The 13,860-nt window shown below is 57.0% G+C and carries 16 protein-coding genes; 6 read left to right on the top strand and 10 right to left on the bottom strand.

Features of this window, described 5'->3' with window-relative positions:
* Positions 1–2: 2 nt before the first annotated feature.
* Together I9182_RS12960 and I9182_RS12955 are read right to left on the bottom strand one after the other, a co-directional pair.
* Positions 3–1,508 (bottom strand): PAS-domain containing protein, encoded by a 1,506-nt coding sequence (locus I9182_RS12960; RefSeq protein ID WP_209598517.1) that lies wholly within the window; start codon positions 1,506–1,508, stop codon positions 3–5.
* A gap of 66 nt (positions 1,509–1,574) precedes the next feature.
* On the bottom strand, positions 1,575–2,972 hold the full coding sequence (locus I9182_RS12955; protein WP_209505236.1) for a sensor histidine kinase RegB: 1,398 nt from the start codon (positions 2,970–2,972) through the stop codon (positions 1,575–1,577).
* A 90-nt stretch (positions 2,973–3,062) separates the two neighbouring features.
* Between I9182_RS12955 and I9182_RS12950 the strand changes: the two genes are divergently transcribed.
* Together I9182_RS12950 and I9182_RS12945 are read left to right on the top strand one after the other, a co-directional pair.
* Positions 3,063–3,689, top strand: coding sequence for an SCO family protein (locus tag I9182_RS12950; RefSeq protein WP_209598516.1), 627 nt, complete (start codon positions 3,063–3,065; stop codon positions 3,687–3,689).
* An 81-nt stretch (positions 3,690–3,770) separates the two neighbouring features.
* On the top strand, positions 3,771–4,325 hold the full coding sequence (locus tag I9182_RS12945; protein ID WP_050604676.1) for an ActR/PrrA/RegA family redox response regulator transcription factor: 555 nt from the start codon (positions 3,771–3,773) through the stop codon (positions 4,323–4,325).
* A gap of 212 nt (positions 4,326–4,537) precedes the next feature.
* Here the strand turns inward: I9182_RS12945 and I9182_RS12940 are convergent, their stop codons facing one another.
* From I9182_RS12940 to I9182_RS12930, 3 genes are all read right to left on the bottom strand, one after another.
* Entirely contained in the window at positions 4,538–4,732 is a 195-nt protein-coding gene (locus I9182_RS12940; RefSeq protein ID WP_209505286.1) for a DUF2892 domain-containing protein, read from the bottom strand.
* Positions 4,733–4,807: 75 nt separating this feature from the next.
* Positions 4,808–5,398 (bottom strand): Crp/Fnr family transcriptional regulator, encoded by a 591-nt coding sequence (locus tag I9182_RS12935; RefSeq protein ID WP_209505234.1) that lies wholly within the window; start codon positions 5,396–5,398, stop codon positions 4,808–4,810.
* Positions 5,399–5,523: 125 nt separating this feature from the next.
* The gene (locus tag I9182_RS12930) at positions 5,524–6,117 is read right to left on the bottom strand and encodes an HD family hydrolase (protein WP_209505233.1); all 594 of its coding nucleotides are present in this window, start codon (positions 6,115–6,117) and stop codon (positions 5,524–5,526) included.
* A 206-nt stretch (positions 6,118–6,323) separates the two neighbouring features.
* Between I9182_RS12930 and I9182_RS12925 the strand changes: the two genes are divergently transcribed.
* The 4 genes from I9182_RS12925 to I9182_RS12910 all read left to right on the top strand — a co-directional run bounded on the left by I9182_RS12925 (position 6,324) and on the right by I9182_RS12910 (position 9,371).
* Entirely contained in the window at positions 6,324–6,638 is a 315-nt protein-coding gene (locus I9182_RS12925; protein WP_209598515.1) for a hypothetical protein, read from the top strand.
* 102 nt (positions 6,639–6,740) lie between these two features.
* The gene (gene ahcY, locus I9182_RS12920) at positions 6,741–8,129 is read left to right on the top strand and encodes an adenosylhomocysteinase (RefSeq protein ID WP_209505231.1); all 1,389 of its coding nucleotides are present in this window, start codon (positions 6,741–6,743) and stop codon (positions 8,127–8,129) included.
* 13 nt (positions 8,130–8,142) lie between these two features.
* Positions 8,143–8,892, top strand: a complete 750-nt coding sequence (locus I9182_RS12915; RefSeq protein ID WP_209598514.1) for an extensin family protein — start codon at positions 8,143–8,145, stop codon at positions 8,890–8,892.
* Positions 8,893–9,029: 137 nt separating this feature from the next.
* Entirely contained in the window at positions 9,030–9,371 is a 342-nt protein-coding gene (locus I9182_RS12910; RefSeq protein WP_209505229.1) for a DUF2853 family protein, read from the top strand.
* Between the two features lie 219 nt (positions 9,372–9,590).
* Here I9182_RS12910 and I9182_RS12905 read toward each other — a convergent pair whose 3' ends face one another.
* From I9182_RS12905 to tsaD, 5 genes are all read right to left on the bottom strand, one after another.
* Positions 9,591–10,886: a hypothetical protein gene (locus I9182_RS12905; protein WP_209598513.1), complete on the bottom strand. Its 1,296-nt coding sequence runs from the start codon at positions 10,884–10,886 to the stop codon at positions 9,591–9,593.
* Between the two features lie 160 nt (positions 10,887–11,046).
* Positions 11,047–11,469 carry an EVE domain-containing protein gene (locus I9182_RS12900; RefSeq protein WP_209598512.1) on the bottom strand — a complete coding sequence of 141 codons (423 nt, stop codon included), beginning with the start codon at positions 11,467–11,469 and terminating at the stop codon, positions 11,047–11,049.
* The gene (locus I9182_RS12895) at positions 11,469–11,738 is read right to left on the bottom strand and encodes a YciI family protein (protein ID WP_209598511.1); all 270 of its coding nucleotides are present in this window, start codon (positions 11,736–11,738) and stop codon (positions 11,469–11,471) included. Before I9182_RS12895 ends, I9182_RS12900 begins: the two co-directional genes overlap by 1 nt.
* A 1-nt stretch (position 11,739) precedes the next feature.
* Positions 11,740–12,702, bottom strand: coding sequence for an NAD(P)H-dependent glycerol-3-phosphate dehydrogenase (locus I9182_RS12890; protein ID WP_209598510.1), 963 nt, complete (start codon positions 12,700–12,702; stop codon positions 11,740–11,742).
* Complete coding sequence (gene tsaD, locus I9182_RS12885; RefSeq protein ID WP_209598540.1) at positions 12,699–13,796, bottom strand: tRNA (adenosine(37)-N6)-threonylcarbamoyltransferase complex transferase subunit TsaD; 1,098 nt, start codon at positions 13,794–13,796, stop codon at positions 12,699–12,701. The genes I9182_RS12890 and tsaD overlap by 4 nt, the downstream gene beginning before the upstream one ends.
* Between the last annotated feature and the right edge of the window lie 64 nt (positions 13,797–13,860).

Genomic DNA, 13,860 nt, shown 5'->3' with positions numbered 1-13,860 from the left:
GTTCAGGCGCTGATCTGTTTCATCGGAGCTGTTTTTGTCAGAATATCCACGGGTGCAAACCGCACGATCGTCGCACCATTATGAACCGGTGAAACCGTGCAGTCCAAAGTGATACCTGACCGCATCCGGAATTCAGCCGTCCATTCCGCCCGATTATCCCGCATTTCGACAAAATTCCGGATCTCTCCAAGGATCGGCGTAGCGACACAATGGTCCTGCCAATGCCGCGTGACATCGGTGATGGTGTCGGTCTGAAAGCCGATTTCCTGTGCGCTGCCCCAAAGCTTTTCGTAGGCGTAGTTGGTAAGGGCCAGGGTTCCATCATCGGCAAATACAGCGATTGCATCGGCCAGCTTGTCCAAAATGGATTGCATCAGATCCATCTCGGACCGGAAGCGGCGCGTTAACGTGATTTCGGCAGTAATATCTTCGAACAGAAACGCAACGGCCCCATCGGGATGCGGCCTGCCGCTTACAGAATAAACCGAGCCAGAGGGAAGCGACCATGTTTCGTGATAGTTTCCGCCCTCGGCCGCTTCCAGCAGGTCGTTCATCTGACGCCGCCAGGTGCGGTAGTTCTTGGGTTCTGGCATCATGTGCTGATCCCGAAGCCGATCGAAGAAACTGCTGATATTCGGGCGGCAGCTGAGGAAATCCGGCGGCAGCGTTGTCAGATCGATCAGGGCTGGGTTGAACAGCGCCAGTTGCCGGTTGCGGTCAAAAATGGCCAGGCCAATCGAAAGTTGAGCAAAGGTCTTGGTCATGGTCTGCACGAACTTGCGTTGCGCAGTTTCAGCTTCGACAATGGCGTTGATGTCTGTGGCGTAACATAACCGCCCGTCGTCCTGCCCGATCTGCGTCAGGTCGAACCACAACTTGCTGTTGGTTCCTGTCACATCCACCGCCACCCTTGATTTTCCGAGCGACGGCGCATCAGAGGCGTCCGGAAAAAGCGGGGCAGTCAGATCGGCATCCTGACCACGGGCCCGGCGAACAAGCGTGACATAAGCTGCATTGCACCATTGCACCTGGCTGTTGTGATCCAGCAACCATACCGGATAGGGGGCCTGTTCCATGGCCAGACGGCTCGGTTCGCTCAGCGCGCTTGACCCGGTCGGAGCGATTCTGGCCGGTTCGTGCAGACGCACGCGGACAATCCCGTCGATCCATTCACACACCACTTCGCGTTCCACCGTGCAATCAATGGCCGAGATTACCAGTACATTTTGATCACGAACCTTTTCGGGTGTTTCGGGGAAGGTGGGGAAATCCCTTTGCAGCAGGCGGCGCAAGTCCTGCCAGCTTCCAACATGTTCGAACCCGGCAAGCGCGATGTCGGAGTGGCTGATCAGGTGATCACCATCAAACAGGAATACCGCATCGAACAGGGATGTTGTCGAAAACAAACCAAAGACATCGTCGCGTCGCGTCTGGCGTGGCAATAACCACTGCACGGCAAAGCATCCCGATACCAGGCTGATCGCGGCCAGAATGATCCAGTCGGCCATGAATATCCCCAAGGTGGAACCAAACCCAGGCTGACTATGGGCAGGATTAGTTAACGGCTCCTTAACTCATACCTGAATGCGTTTGTTGGAACCGGATGGAACCGGCGTGTCGCCCTTTTGCGCGTCAATCAGATTGCGCGGCCACGAGACCTTGACGATAGCACCTGTCCTGTCTTTTTGATCGGTCAGACGCTGATACGGATCCGTGCCATTTGCGAATTTCAGTTCGGCGCCGCTGCGTTCCAGCAACGTTTTTGCGATGAACAGTCCCAACCCCATGCCTTCGTATTCCGGGCGGGTTCGCAGGTCGGCTTCGGCCCGTCTGCGGCGCATGAAGGGGTCACCGATGCGTCCAATCATGTGCGACGGGTAGCCTCGCCCGTCATCCATGATGCTGACGGTGATCCTGCTGTCTGTCCATTCGGCTTCGACCCAGACATTCGCGCGGGCAAAGTCCACGGCATTCTGGATCAGGTTGCGAAGCCCGTGAATAATCTCGGGCTTTCGCAGGATCGAGGGTTGCAGCACGTCTCCGTCCTGCACCGGGCCTTCCGAAAAATGAACGACCTTGCCCCGGTCAACATGTGGCTCGGCGGCTTCGTTCACCACCGTTGAAAGCGGAGCCTGCCGCAAATGCAGGTCATCTTTTCCGGCACGACCCATATCGCGCAGAATGTCGCGGCACCGATCAGCCTGTTCGCGGATCAAGGCGGCGTCTTCCTTGAGGTCGGGACGGTCATCCAGCTCTTCGATCAGTTCCGCACTCGTCAGTTTGATCGTGGCCAAAGGGGTGCCCAGCTCGTGCGCGGCGGCGGCGACCACGCCGCCAAGATCGGTCAGCTTTTGCTCGCGCGCCAGTGCCATATGGGTGGCAGCCAGCGCTTCGGACATGGACTGAACCTCGGAACTGACGCGGTGAGAATAAGCACCGATAAAGACGATGGCGATAATGATAGCAGCCCAGTTGCCAAACAGCAGGATTTCCGGAATGTCCAAAACCACCCCGACGTTGGTCCGCAGCGGCAGGTGGAATTCCGCCAGCAGGGTGGTCAGAACAATCGCAACAGCCCCGACAATCAAGGTCGACCGTGTGCTCATCACATTGGCGGAAATTGTGACCGGCCCCAAAAGCAGAAGCGCAAAGGGGTTATTCAGCCCGCCCGTCAGATACAGCAAGATCGACAGTTGCAGCAGGTCGAACAAAACCATCAGGAAGTTTTCGAACTCGGACATCCGCTTGTTCTGTGGAAACAACAGAATGGCAGTCAGGTTACCCATCACCGAGATCCCGATGGCCAGATAACACAGGCCCAGTTCCAGCTGCACGTGATAGTATTGCTGGGCCACGGTGATGGCGGTGATCTGACCAAAAATAGCAACCCATCGCAACAGGATCAGGGTGCGCAGGCGGATCCAGCTGCTGCGTTCCTGGCCGCGCCAAAAAGTCTGATTGGAATCTGCCATCGGTCGCTTATGTCCTGTTGCAAAGGCTGGTCATCTTGTTAGGTGTCCCGGCCGGAACGATCAACAACTCCTTGCGACCGGAAAACCGAAATGACCCGCCTATACGCAATTCTTGCAACTCTCGTTCTGGCCATCGGTCTTGGTGCGATGTGGCTTTTGACGCGTGGGGGCGGTTCCGGCGACCAGTTTGCACAGTGCCGATCCGGGCAGATCGCCGGGGGGACCGCTGCTATCGGCGGGCCGTTTGAACTGGTGAATGGCAAGGGTGAGACGGTGACCGACAAAGACGTGATAACCGAACCCACACTTGTCTATTTCGGCTATACATTCTGCCCCGATGTCTGCCCGTTTGACATGTCCCGCAATGTTGAGGCCGTGGATATCCTGAACCAGCGCGGGCAGTCGGCAACGGCGCTGTTCATCTCGATCGATCCCGAACGGGACACGCCCGAGGTTGTGGATGATTATGCCTTCAATCTTGGCGGCAAGACGATTGCGTTGACCGGTTCGCCCGAACAGGTCAGGGCGGCGAGCAAGGCTTACAAGACCTATTACAAGGCACAGGATAAAAGCGACGAATTCTACCTTGTTGACCATTCCACCTTCACCTATCTGGTGACGCCCGAACATGGTTTCCTTGAATTCTTCAAGCGCGATGACACCGCCGAACAGATGGCGGACAAGGTCGGGTGCTTTCTGGACCAGGCCGCGCCTTAACAAGGTTGTTTGACCTTTGTTTCTGCGCTGCTATTACTCATGTTTAAGCCAAAGGCATGAAATAGCGGAAAGACCTAACATATGGCAGACAGTTCTCAGCTTGATATCGGCCCTGACAAATCCTTGCTTTTGGTGGATGATGACGAGCCGTTCCTGAGACGTTTGGCCAAGGCCATGGAAAAGCGTGGGTTCGAGGTTGAAACCGCAGGATCCGTCGCCGCAGGTCGCGCAATTTCCACCGCCCGCCCACCGGCTTACGCAGTTGTTGACTTGCGACTGGAGGATGGCAACGGTCTGGATGTGGTTGAGGTTCTGCGCGAAAAGCGCCCTGACAGCCGGGTTGTGGTTCTGACCGGGTACGGGGCGATTGCGACCGCAGTCGCTGCGGTAAAAATCGGCGCAACCGATTATCTGTCGAAACCCGCCGACGCCACCGACATCACCAATGCGCTGCTGGCCAAGGGTGACGAATTGCCCCCGCCGCCGGAAAACCCGATGAGCGCGGACCGCGTGCGTTGGGAGCACATCCAGCGGGTTTATGAGCTGTGCGACCGGAATGTCAGCGAAACCGCACGGCGGTTGAACATGCACCGCCGGACCTTGCAGCGGATACTGGCGAAGCGCAGCCCGCGGTAAGCACAAACGATTTTGGTTCAATCTGAAACAGGGTTTTGTTCAGACGATGCCAGTCGGGTCTGCTTTTCGGGACGAAGCGGACCTACGAGGTCCGCAAGATTCTGAGATCGCCCTCGGTCCATTTGGCACGCCGACGCCAATGTGAACTGGCTTCAGCTTGAGCATCTATGAGGGCGTGGCGTCGCCCCCAATACCGAGATATGCAGCTTCCATTAGTTCGTTTTCACGCTGCACGTCTTGATCCCTAAAGCGGAATAGATCGGGCAAACGCCAACCAGACCTGTGATGAGTGGGATGATGCCGATAAGCCCCCACATCGTCTGAGGGCCGACAAAGATCAAAGACAGCAGCACAAGGCCAAGAATGATACGCAGTGTGCGATCAAGTGTTCCCTCATTTCTGGACATCATTAAATCCTCCTTGGTTGATTGTCGCGCAACTCTAACCTGTTGCGTCGCCGAGAGACGGTGACAGAGTCACCGCTAACCTGCGGCAACATGTTCCAGTTCCTTGCGATCGAGTATAGCGATGCCGTCCTCATGCTGCTTTACCCAGCCTTTCTTCGCGAACTCCGCCAATCTGCGAGACACGTAGGCGCGGCCTGAGGCTGTTTCGCTTGCCAGTTCGGAGTGGGTTGCCTTCACCCTACTGTCTGAAGACGCAAGCCTTATCAACGCCTTGGCGAGCCGCGCATCGAAGCTTGTGAGCGCCACATCTTCAATCAACTGCTGGTACTCCGAAAACCGCGAGGAAACGGACAACATAATCATATCTCGGAACTCAGCGTCCTCGGCGAGCTTCTTTCGAAACTCGTGAGCCAGCACGATTTGCCCGGTCAGGTCGGTCTCTGCAACACCTTCGGCACCGTAGGCCTCGTCCTTTATCAGGCATGACAAAGTCTGGAGGCATACGTCGCCCGGTGTGACACGATATAGGACCACTTCCCGTCCGCTGGGGCCTGTAAGTGTTACACGAATTGATCCTTCTGACAGAATGATGAAGCCTGGACATGGTTGACCTGGTTGAAAGATTGTTGCGCCCCGTGGCGCGGCAAAACTGCGGAGGACACTCATTCTCGCAAATCTCCCAGATACCCGAAGATTAGAAACTTGTGGATTGATCAATTCAAGCCGGATCGCCTTAGATTCTTCTCGTGTGCCGGTTGGATTCGAAGCCGACACAGTTCCCATAGTGCATCCTAGAGCCGAGCTAACAACGCTTTATACCGATCAGAGAATGCCCGCCGCACCTTAACTGGTGGTCTCAGCGTGATCTCCAATCCCTCCATCACCGCTTTATCCGGGCGACCAAAGAATTTCGTTGCCTCTGCCTCGGAAAAGCCCGCGATCTGGGTGGCCTCCATCCAGGCACTGATCTTGTCGGCCTTCTTGATCTGCCGTTTCACCGCTTTTGGCACCTCAGCGGGCAGGCCGAACCGAATGTGGATCGCCGCCGCCAGCCGGTCGTCCAAGGCGCCGTAACCGGGGCCCACAGCGGATTTGACCGGGGAAATCATGTCACCAATCACGTATTCCGGCGCGTCATGTAACAGGGCTGCCAACCGCCATTTGACGGGTGTCTTGGGGGCAATTCTGCCGAAGAGCTCCTCAACCAACAGGGAGTGCTCGGCGACGGAATAGGCGAAATCGCCGCGTGTCTGCCCGTTCCAACGCGCCACAAAAGCAAGCCCATGCGCGATATCTTCGATCTCGATATCCACCGGGGTCGGGTCCAGCAAGTCCAGCCGACGCCCCGATAACATGCGCTGCCATGCTCTGGGTTGTGTTGCCATTTTGCTATGCCTCGCCTGACCGGACGCGATTGCGCCATATTTTTGTGTTATGATGTACCTGTCTGGATCACTTGCTGCCAACAGTTTCTTGAGCATTTGTGCTTTGAAACGGCGCGCCATGATCCCGACATCAAAACCGAGGGGGGCACATGCTTCTCCCGGTGTGCTCCTCTCGACTGTGAAACGCGAAACGATAGGAGTTTGTCATGTTCAAGCGTTTATTCGCCATTGCCCTGACCTTTGGAATGGCCGCGACCGCCCCGCCAGCTTTTGCCCGGAGTTGCGCGGAACGCGACGACATTGTCACCAAATTGCAGGAAAACTACGCCGAAGAATTGGCCTTTGGTGGTTTGCAAAAGACACGCAGCGCACAGTCGGTGATGGAAGTCTGGGCCTCGAAGGAAACGGGCAGTTATACCGTTTTGGTAACCAATGCGGACGGGATCAGTTGTATTGTTGCCGTTGGCACCGATTTTTTTGAAGCGATACCAAAGATAAAAGTCGAAGGCACGCCAAGCTGAAAGCGGCCACCAGGCTTCCGGTAATTGTCTTCAAAGTTGCCACCTGCCCCAAGGAATGTTAGGGGCAGCCGGGACTGTGACTTACCGAAAATGGAGCGCCTGATGGCCGTGGACTATATCGTTAAAGACATTTCGCTGGCCGGGTTCGGCCGCAAGGAATTGGATATTGCCGAAACCGAGATGCCGGGACTGATGTCCCTGCGTGCGGAATATGGGGAAAGCAAGCCTCTGACAGGTGCGCGTATCGTTGGATCGCTGCACATGACCATCCAGACCGGTGTTCTGATCGAAACGTTGGTGGCGTTGGGTGCGGATGTGCGCTGGGCGTCGTGCAACATCTTCTCGACGCAGGACCATGCCGCCGCCGCGATTGCCGAGGCGGGCATTCCTGTCTTCGCCATCAAGGGTCAAACACTGGAAGAGCATTGGGATTACCTGGATAAATCCTTCCTGTTCGAAGACGGCCCGAACATGATCCTTGACGATGGTGGCGACGCGACCCTGTACATCCTGCTGGGCGCACGTGCCGAAGCGGGCGAAGACATCATCCCAGTTCCGGGTTCGGAAGAGGAAGAGGTGATCAAGAAGCAGATCGCCAAGCGCATGGCGGCCAGCCCCGGTTGGTTCACCAAGATGCGTGATCAGATTCAGGGTGTGTCCGAGGAAACCACCACCGGCGTGAACCGTCTGTATCAGCTGGTGAAAGACGGCCACCTGCCGTTCCCGGCGATCAACGTGAATGACTCGGTCACAAAGTCGAAATTCGACAACAAATACGGCTGCAAGGAATCGCTAGTCGATGGTATCCGCCGCGCCACCGACACCATGATGGCCGGTAAGGTTGCTGTGGTTTGCGGCTATGGCGACGTGGGCAAGGGCTCGGCCGCCAGCTTGCGCGGTGCAGGTGCGCGCGTGAAGGTGACCGAAGTTGACCCGATCTGCGCGCTGCAGGCTGCGATGGACGGGTTCGAAGTGACCTTGCTGGAAGACGAAGTTGACAGCGCGGATATCTTCATCACCACCACCGGCAACAAGGACGTGATCCGCATTGAGCATATGCGCGAGATGAAGGACATGGCCATCGTCGGCAATATCGGTCACTTCGACAACGAGATTCAGGTGGCCAGCCTGAAGAACCACAAGTGGACGAACATCAAGGAGCAGGTGGACATGATCGAGATGCCTTCGGGCAACCGTCTGATCCTGCTGTCAGAAGGCCGTCTGCTGAATCTTGGTAACGCCACAGGTCACCCGTCTTTCGTGATGTCGGCCTCGTTCACTAACCAGGTTCTGGCACAGATCGAGCTGTTCACCAAAGGTGACCAGTACGAGAACAAGGTCTACATCCTGCCCAAGCATCTGGACGAAAAAGTAGCCCGCCTGCATCTGGATCGCATCGGAGTGAAGCTGACGCAGATGGATGCGGATCAGGCCGCTTATATTGGCGTCAAGCCAGAAGGTCCGTACAAGCCGGAACACTATCGCTACTGATTGTCGTCTGACGATGACACAGAATAACGGACGCCGCCGGTTTCTTTACTTGGCGGCGTTCTTCGTTTTCAGGATTTTGGTTGTGGTGATCGTGCTGGGCGGCGGCGGCTGGGTGCTGTTGGCGCATCCAAAGACACCTGTGCCATCGCACTGGAACCCGTTGCGCGACCTGAAGGTCAGCGCACCGGTGACGCCGGTCACCCGATATCAACTGAACCGCACCGTGGCGGATGAAACCCAGTGTCGGGCTACGTTGGCCGAAGCGGGCGTTCATTTCGAGGCGATGGAGGGTCTGGTCGTTGATCAGAGCTGTGGCATTGCCGCACGCGGCCTTCTGACCCGACTGGCTACCTCGCATATCGAAGCCATCGAAACCAGTTGCGCCACAACATTGCGGCTGGCGATGTGGGAACACCATGTCGTGCAGCCGGCCGCGCACGAACTGCTTGGAACCGGTATTGCCCGATTGCGCCATGTCGGAAGTTACAATTGCAGGCGCATGCGCACCCTGCAGGGTGAAAACAATGGATGGAGCAGCCATGCCCGTGCGGACTCGATCGATATCATCGGTGTGGTGACGACCGATGGCCGCGTGCTGACCCTGTTAAATAACTGGCAGGGCACCGGACCCGAACCTGCATTTCTGCGGAAAATCTGGCGGGGCGCGTGCGACTGGTTTCGTGTGGTTCTGGGCCCGGACTTCAATCGCTTGCACGCGGACCATTTTCACCTGCAAGGTTCGGGCTGGGGGTATTGCAGATAGGTCTTGCATCCTGTGCATTCCAGCCCCGGTTAAGGGGGAGGAAACGCGATATTTTATCCTTTTGGGCTGACCTGTGACACGTCTAGTCTCGGCTATCGGTGATTGGTGCCGGATTAACGGATAAAGGAGATTGGGACATGGGCAAGCGCGACGAGTTGATCGCCAAATACGCTGAAGATCTGAAGAACAAATGTGGGATGAACCCCGATATGAACCTGTTGACCAAGGTCACAATCGGTTGCGGCCCGGCGATCTATGACGCAGATGCGGCAACTGTTGCAGCCAGCCAGGAGTCCGAATTGGAAACCGTCAAGAATAACTTCCTGATCAAGAAACTGGGCCTGTCAGATGGCCCAGAGCTGATGGCAGCGATCAACAAAGCTATGGAAACCTATGGCATGTCTGAGCGCAACAAATACCGCGCCGTGGTTTATTACATGCTGACCAAGCATTTCGGAAAAGAAGCCGTTTACGGCTGATCTTACCGCGCATTCCTTAAACGCTTGTCGTCTACCCGGCAGGCGTTTTGTATTTGAGTTGTTTTTTAAGGACTTGGCGTTTGAAACGCCGGGTGCGGTTGGGTTAAGGTCAAACCGTGACCAGGACGGTCAGAACCAGACATTTCCATATGCGTGTGGTGAGTAGGGAGCACGCGGGGGTAGGGAAGGTTCTGTATCGTCAGAACCTTCCCTCATTTATCATCTGAACTCTCTCAAAATACGCGCGATGAGGCTTTCTGCGTTGTCAGGTTGAACCGTAGAATTGTCGTCCACATTTCCGCCGCTGCCTTCCAGATAAACCTCGATCCGCCCGGGGCGCGTCTTGCTGCCCGAGCTTGTGAAATCCCGTGCGATACCCCCAAGTGCATCGGCGGCCATGGCAGCGTTTTCGGCGTCATCGGGATGGTAAAACCGGACCTGGGTTTCTCGGACCCGGTATCCCACCCGAGCTGTTGCCACCACTGTTGCCTGACTTCGGGCAAGCAGTTCCAACGCCCGGTTGCTGGTCTCTTGCGAAACTCTCGACGGTACAAAAAGCGAGACCTCAAGATCAATGACCGGAGTCACAGGCAGCGGTTTCACCTCGGTGTAGGGCCGATTGGCCGGTGTATCGATCTCTGGCGGAATAGGATCATGGGCTATCTGCGACACTTGCGATAACCCGCCCTTGTTCAGCGGATTGGGATTGCGAAGTCGCGAATCATACCAGGCCGGAATCGCGGCATGAATGTCTGAAGCAGTTGTGACGGCCAACGTGGGTTCCAACTGGGCCGGAATGAAAATCCTGGGCGGTGTTAAGGAAATCTCCGGCTTCTCCGTTGCCGCTTCAGGATTCGGGCCGGTTGTAAACTCGCTTTCCGGCATGACAGCGCTTTCCGTCTCCTGGGAAGGGGTTACATCGGATTGATCCAAAGTTACCGGATCGACTGACCGGCTATTTGGCTCGTCCAAGGGTTCGCTGACGTCGGCGGGGATTGAATGAGGCTCGGGCTCAGGAGGCCCCGAAACCAACAGATCCTCTGGCGTAGGGGCGTCTTTTGCGTCCGGCATGCTGGTGGTTGCAGCCTCAGGCTGTTCTTCGGGGACCAGAAAGGTTTCAGAAAGCGCATTCAGAACGGCCTGGTCTTCTGCATCTGCGGGCGGCCACTCATCTAAAAGATTTGCAATGACCCATTGCAAGGCGGCCCCACACAAAAGGGCAACCAGTACTAACGCGACCCGAGTTTTCCTTTTTTTTCTGACGCGCGGTTTGTCCAGATTTAGCGAGCGGACCCGCTCGGAAACGATCTGCTCTGTATCTGTATCATCCGGCGGGGGTGGTTCGTCTGTCTGGACAGATGTCGAAACAGGTTCTTCCGACGTCTCTTCTTGCGCCTTCGCAAGCACTGACGCGCGTTTTTCCCGCGCTTCTTTCAGGCGCGCTTCCCAGGTTTTCGCGCTTTTCGCAGCAACGGTGTTATCGAGCGTCCCGTTGCCGTTTTCAGTGTCAGACACGGGGTTCAAACTTTCAAAACATATCGAATTTATCCGAACAACACCAAGCGGTTACGACCAGAGCAATCATAACGTTCAGGTCCCCACCCGGCGTAACCCTTGGAAACATAACACCTTGCCGGACGTTTGAGAAGTTTTGCACCTGATACGGGTCGGCAAGTCAATCCGGCTGCGCTTCACCCAAGGCGCAGATCGCCTTCCATTGATCGTCAGTTACCGGCTGCACCGACAAACGAGAGTTTTTCACCAGCACCATGTCGGCAAGCCGTTCGTCGGCCTTTATCTGGTCCAGTGTCACTGGCTTGGAAAAGGACCGGACGGCCTTGATATCCACGCATTCCCAGCGCTCATCATCGGTGGAACTGTCGGGATGTGCCTCGGCGCATACCTCGACAATACCCACAACCGATTTGTCCTTTTGAGAGTGGTAGAAGAACCCCCAATCCCCAATGGCCATCTGACGCATGAAATTGCGCGCCTGATAGTTGCGCACACCGTCCCATTCCTCGCCCTTATCCCCCTTGGCCATTTGCTGTTCCCAGCTCCAGGTCGAAGGTTCGGACTTGAAAAGCCAATATGCCATCAGCCGATCACCTTTTTCCAGGGAATCAGCTCAACCGACTGGAACAATCCCGCCTTCGCATAGGGGTCATTATCTGCCCAGTTTTGCGCGGCAGCCAGATCTTCGACGTCGAGTACAACCAGCGAACCGATCATGGCGTCGCCATCCAGCAGCGGCCCTGCCTGCGATACAACACCCGTTTCTTCGATATAGGCAAGATGGGCCGCGCGATTGTCCAGCCGGGTTTGCAGCGCCCCGGCATTGTCACGGGCGATGAGTGCGATCAGCATGTTATTCCTCCTTGAGTGGGCGATTGAGCAGGTTTTGGATGGCCTCGGTCACACTGTAGGCACCATGGCTCAGATCCGCCACAGTTGTACTGATGGGCATGTCCAGCCCTTCTTTGACGGCAATCTCTGACATAGCGCGCGCGGTGGCAACGCCTTCGACGGTAGTATGTTGGTCAAATGGTTGGTTCAGACCCAAACTAAGGCCAAAACGGTAGTTTCGGGACAGCTCTGAGGAACAGGTCAACACCAGATCTCCAAGCCCGGACAAGCCCATCAGGGTGTCAGGGCGCGCGCCACGCAGGGCGGCAAAGCGCTGCATTTCCGCAAAACCGCGAGTCATCAACGCGGCACGGGCGCTGTCCCCCAGCCCCGCACCGATTGCTGCGCCGCAACCGATAGCCATGATGTTCTTCAGCGCCCCGCCAAGTTCAGCGCCTATGGTGTCAGTGGTCCGATAGAGGCGCAGATTCGCAGTGGCCAGCTCGGTCTGCAAAGCTTTGCTAAGATTCGTATCACCGCAAGCCAGCGTTAACGCAGTGGGCAAGCCTCGCGCTATGTCATCAGCAAAACTGGGTCCTGTCAGTAAAGCGATCGGGGCATCGGGGACAACATCCCTGATGACCGCAACGGGCCCGAGGCCAGAATCCAACTCTATCCCCTTACAGCAAGCGACCAGTGTCTTGCCGTGCAGCACCGGGGCGTGATCTTGCAAGGCGCTACGCAATTGCTGCATGGGAACGGCCAAAAGCAGAATGTCAGCTTTCGACGCCTCAGCGATATTTGCGGTTACAGTGATGTCCATGGGTAAGCTAACACCAGGCAGCCTGATGGAGTTTTCGCGCGTCTCATGCATCTGCCGCGCCTGATCGGCGTTTCTGGACCACAGTGTTACCGGCCCGCTGCCTGACAGCGAGATCGCCAAAGCGGTCCCAAACGCTCCGGATCCCAGGACAGAGACGTTCATGCCTTGGCCCCTTTCTTACCGCTGCCCAGCATTGCCGGGCTGTGTTGATCCAGCGGCCAGCGGGGGCGGGCAGTCAGGTCCAGACCGTCGCGCGCGCCGGCGCGAAAGCGTTCGAGGCCCGCATAGGCAATCATCGCGGCATTGTCCGTGCACAAAGCCAGCGGAGGTGCCGTGAATCGGGCGCCTTTCTGGGCGCAAACAGACTCTAACGCCGTCCGAATAGCCGAATTCGCTGCTACCCCACCGGCGACCGCGACAACGGGATCAACAGGGTTGTGATCAAGGTACAGATCAATCGCGCGGCGGGTTTTCTCGGCCAATGTGTCCACTATGGCCTGCTGGAATCCTGCGCACAGATCAGCACGGTCCTGACGGGTCAGTCCACCCTTGACGGCCACGATCTGGTCGCGCATCCGCATCAGCGCTGTTTTCAGCCCCGAGAAAGACAAGTCACTGCCGGGCCGGTCCAGCAGTGGCCTGGGAAAGCGGAACCGCTGGGCGTTGCCATCACGGGCTTCAACCTCGACAGACGGGCCGCCGGGTTGCGGCAGGCCCAGCAGGCGAGCGGTCTTGTCAAAAGCTTCCCCTGGCGCATCGTCGATGGTGCCGCCCAGGCGGGTAAACTGCTCGGGGCCATGGGCGATCAGGTATTGGCAATGGCCGCCCGACACCAGAAGCATGAGGTAAGGGAAGGCGATGTCGTCCGTCAGGCGGGGCGTCAGGGCGTGACCTGCAAGATGATTGACGCCAATCAACGGCAGGCCCGTAGCCGCACTCAGCCCCTTGGCGCACATGACACCGGACATGACCCCTCCGATCAGACCGGGCCCGGCGGTGACGGCAATAGCGTCCATGTCGCGCAGCGACAGACCAGCAGCGTCCAGCGCCTGCACAACGCAGACATCCAGCTTTTCGGCATGCGCACGGGCTGCAATCTCGGGCACGACGCCGCCAAAGGCGCTGTGCAGATCGGTTTGACCGTGCACCACAGAAGACAGGATTTCGGCTTTGGCACCCTTGGTCTGGCGCACGACGGCTGCGGCTGTGTCGTCACAGCTGCTTTCCAAACCCAATACGGTAAGTGTTTGCACCATCACCCTGATCCGTTGCATCATGTATATACGGCGGGGTATCACCCTGCGCGGATGCAAACAATCC

This window comes from Ruegeria sp. HKCCSP351, assembly GCF_017872535.1.
In the GTDB taxonomy this organism is placed as follows: Bacteria; Pseudomonadota; Alphaproteobacteria; order Rhodobacterales; family Rhodobacteraceae; genus Ruegeria.
Note: the sequence above shows the minus strand (reverse complement) of the source record. Positions and strands in the feature narration are given on the sequence as shown.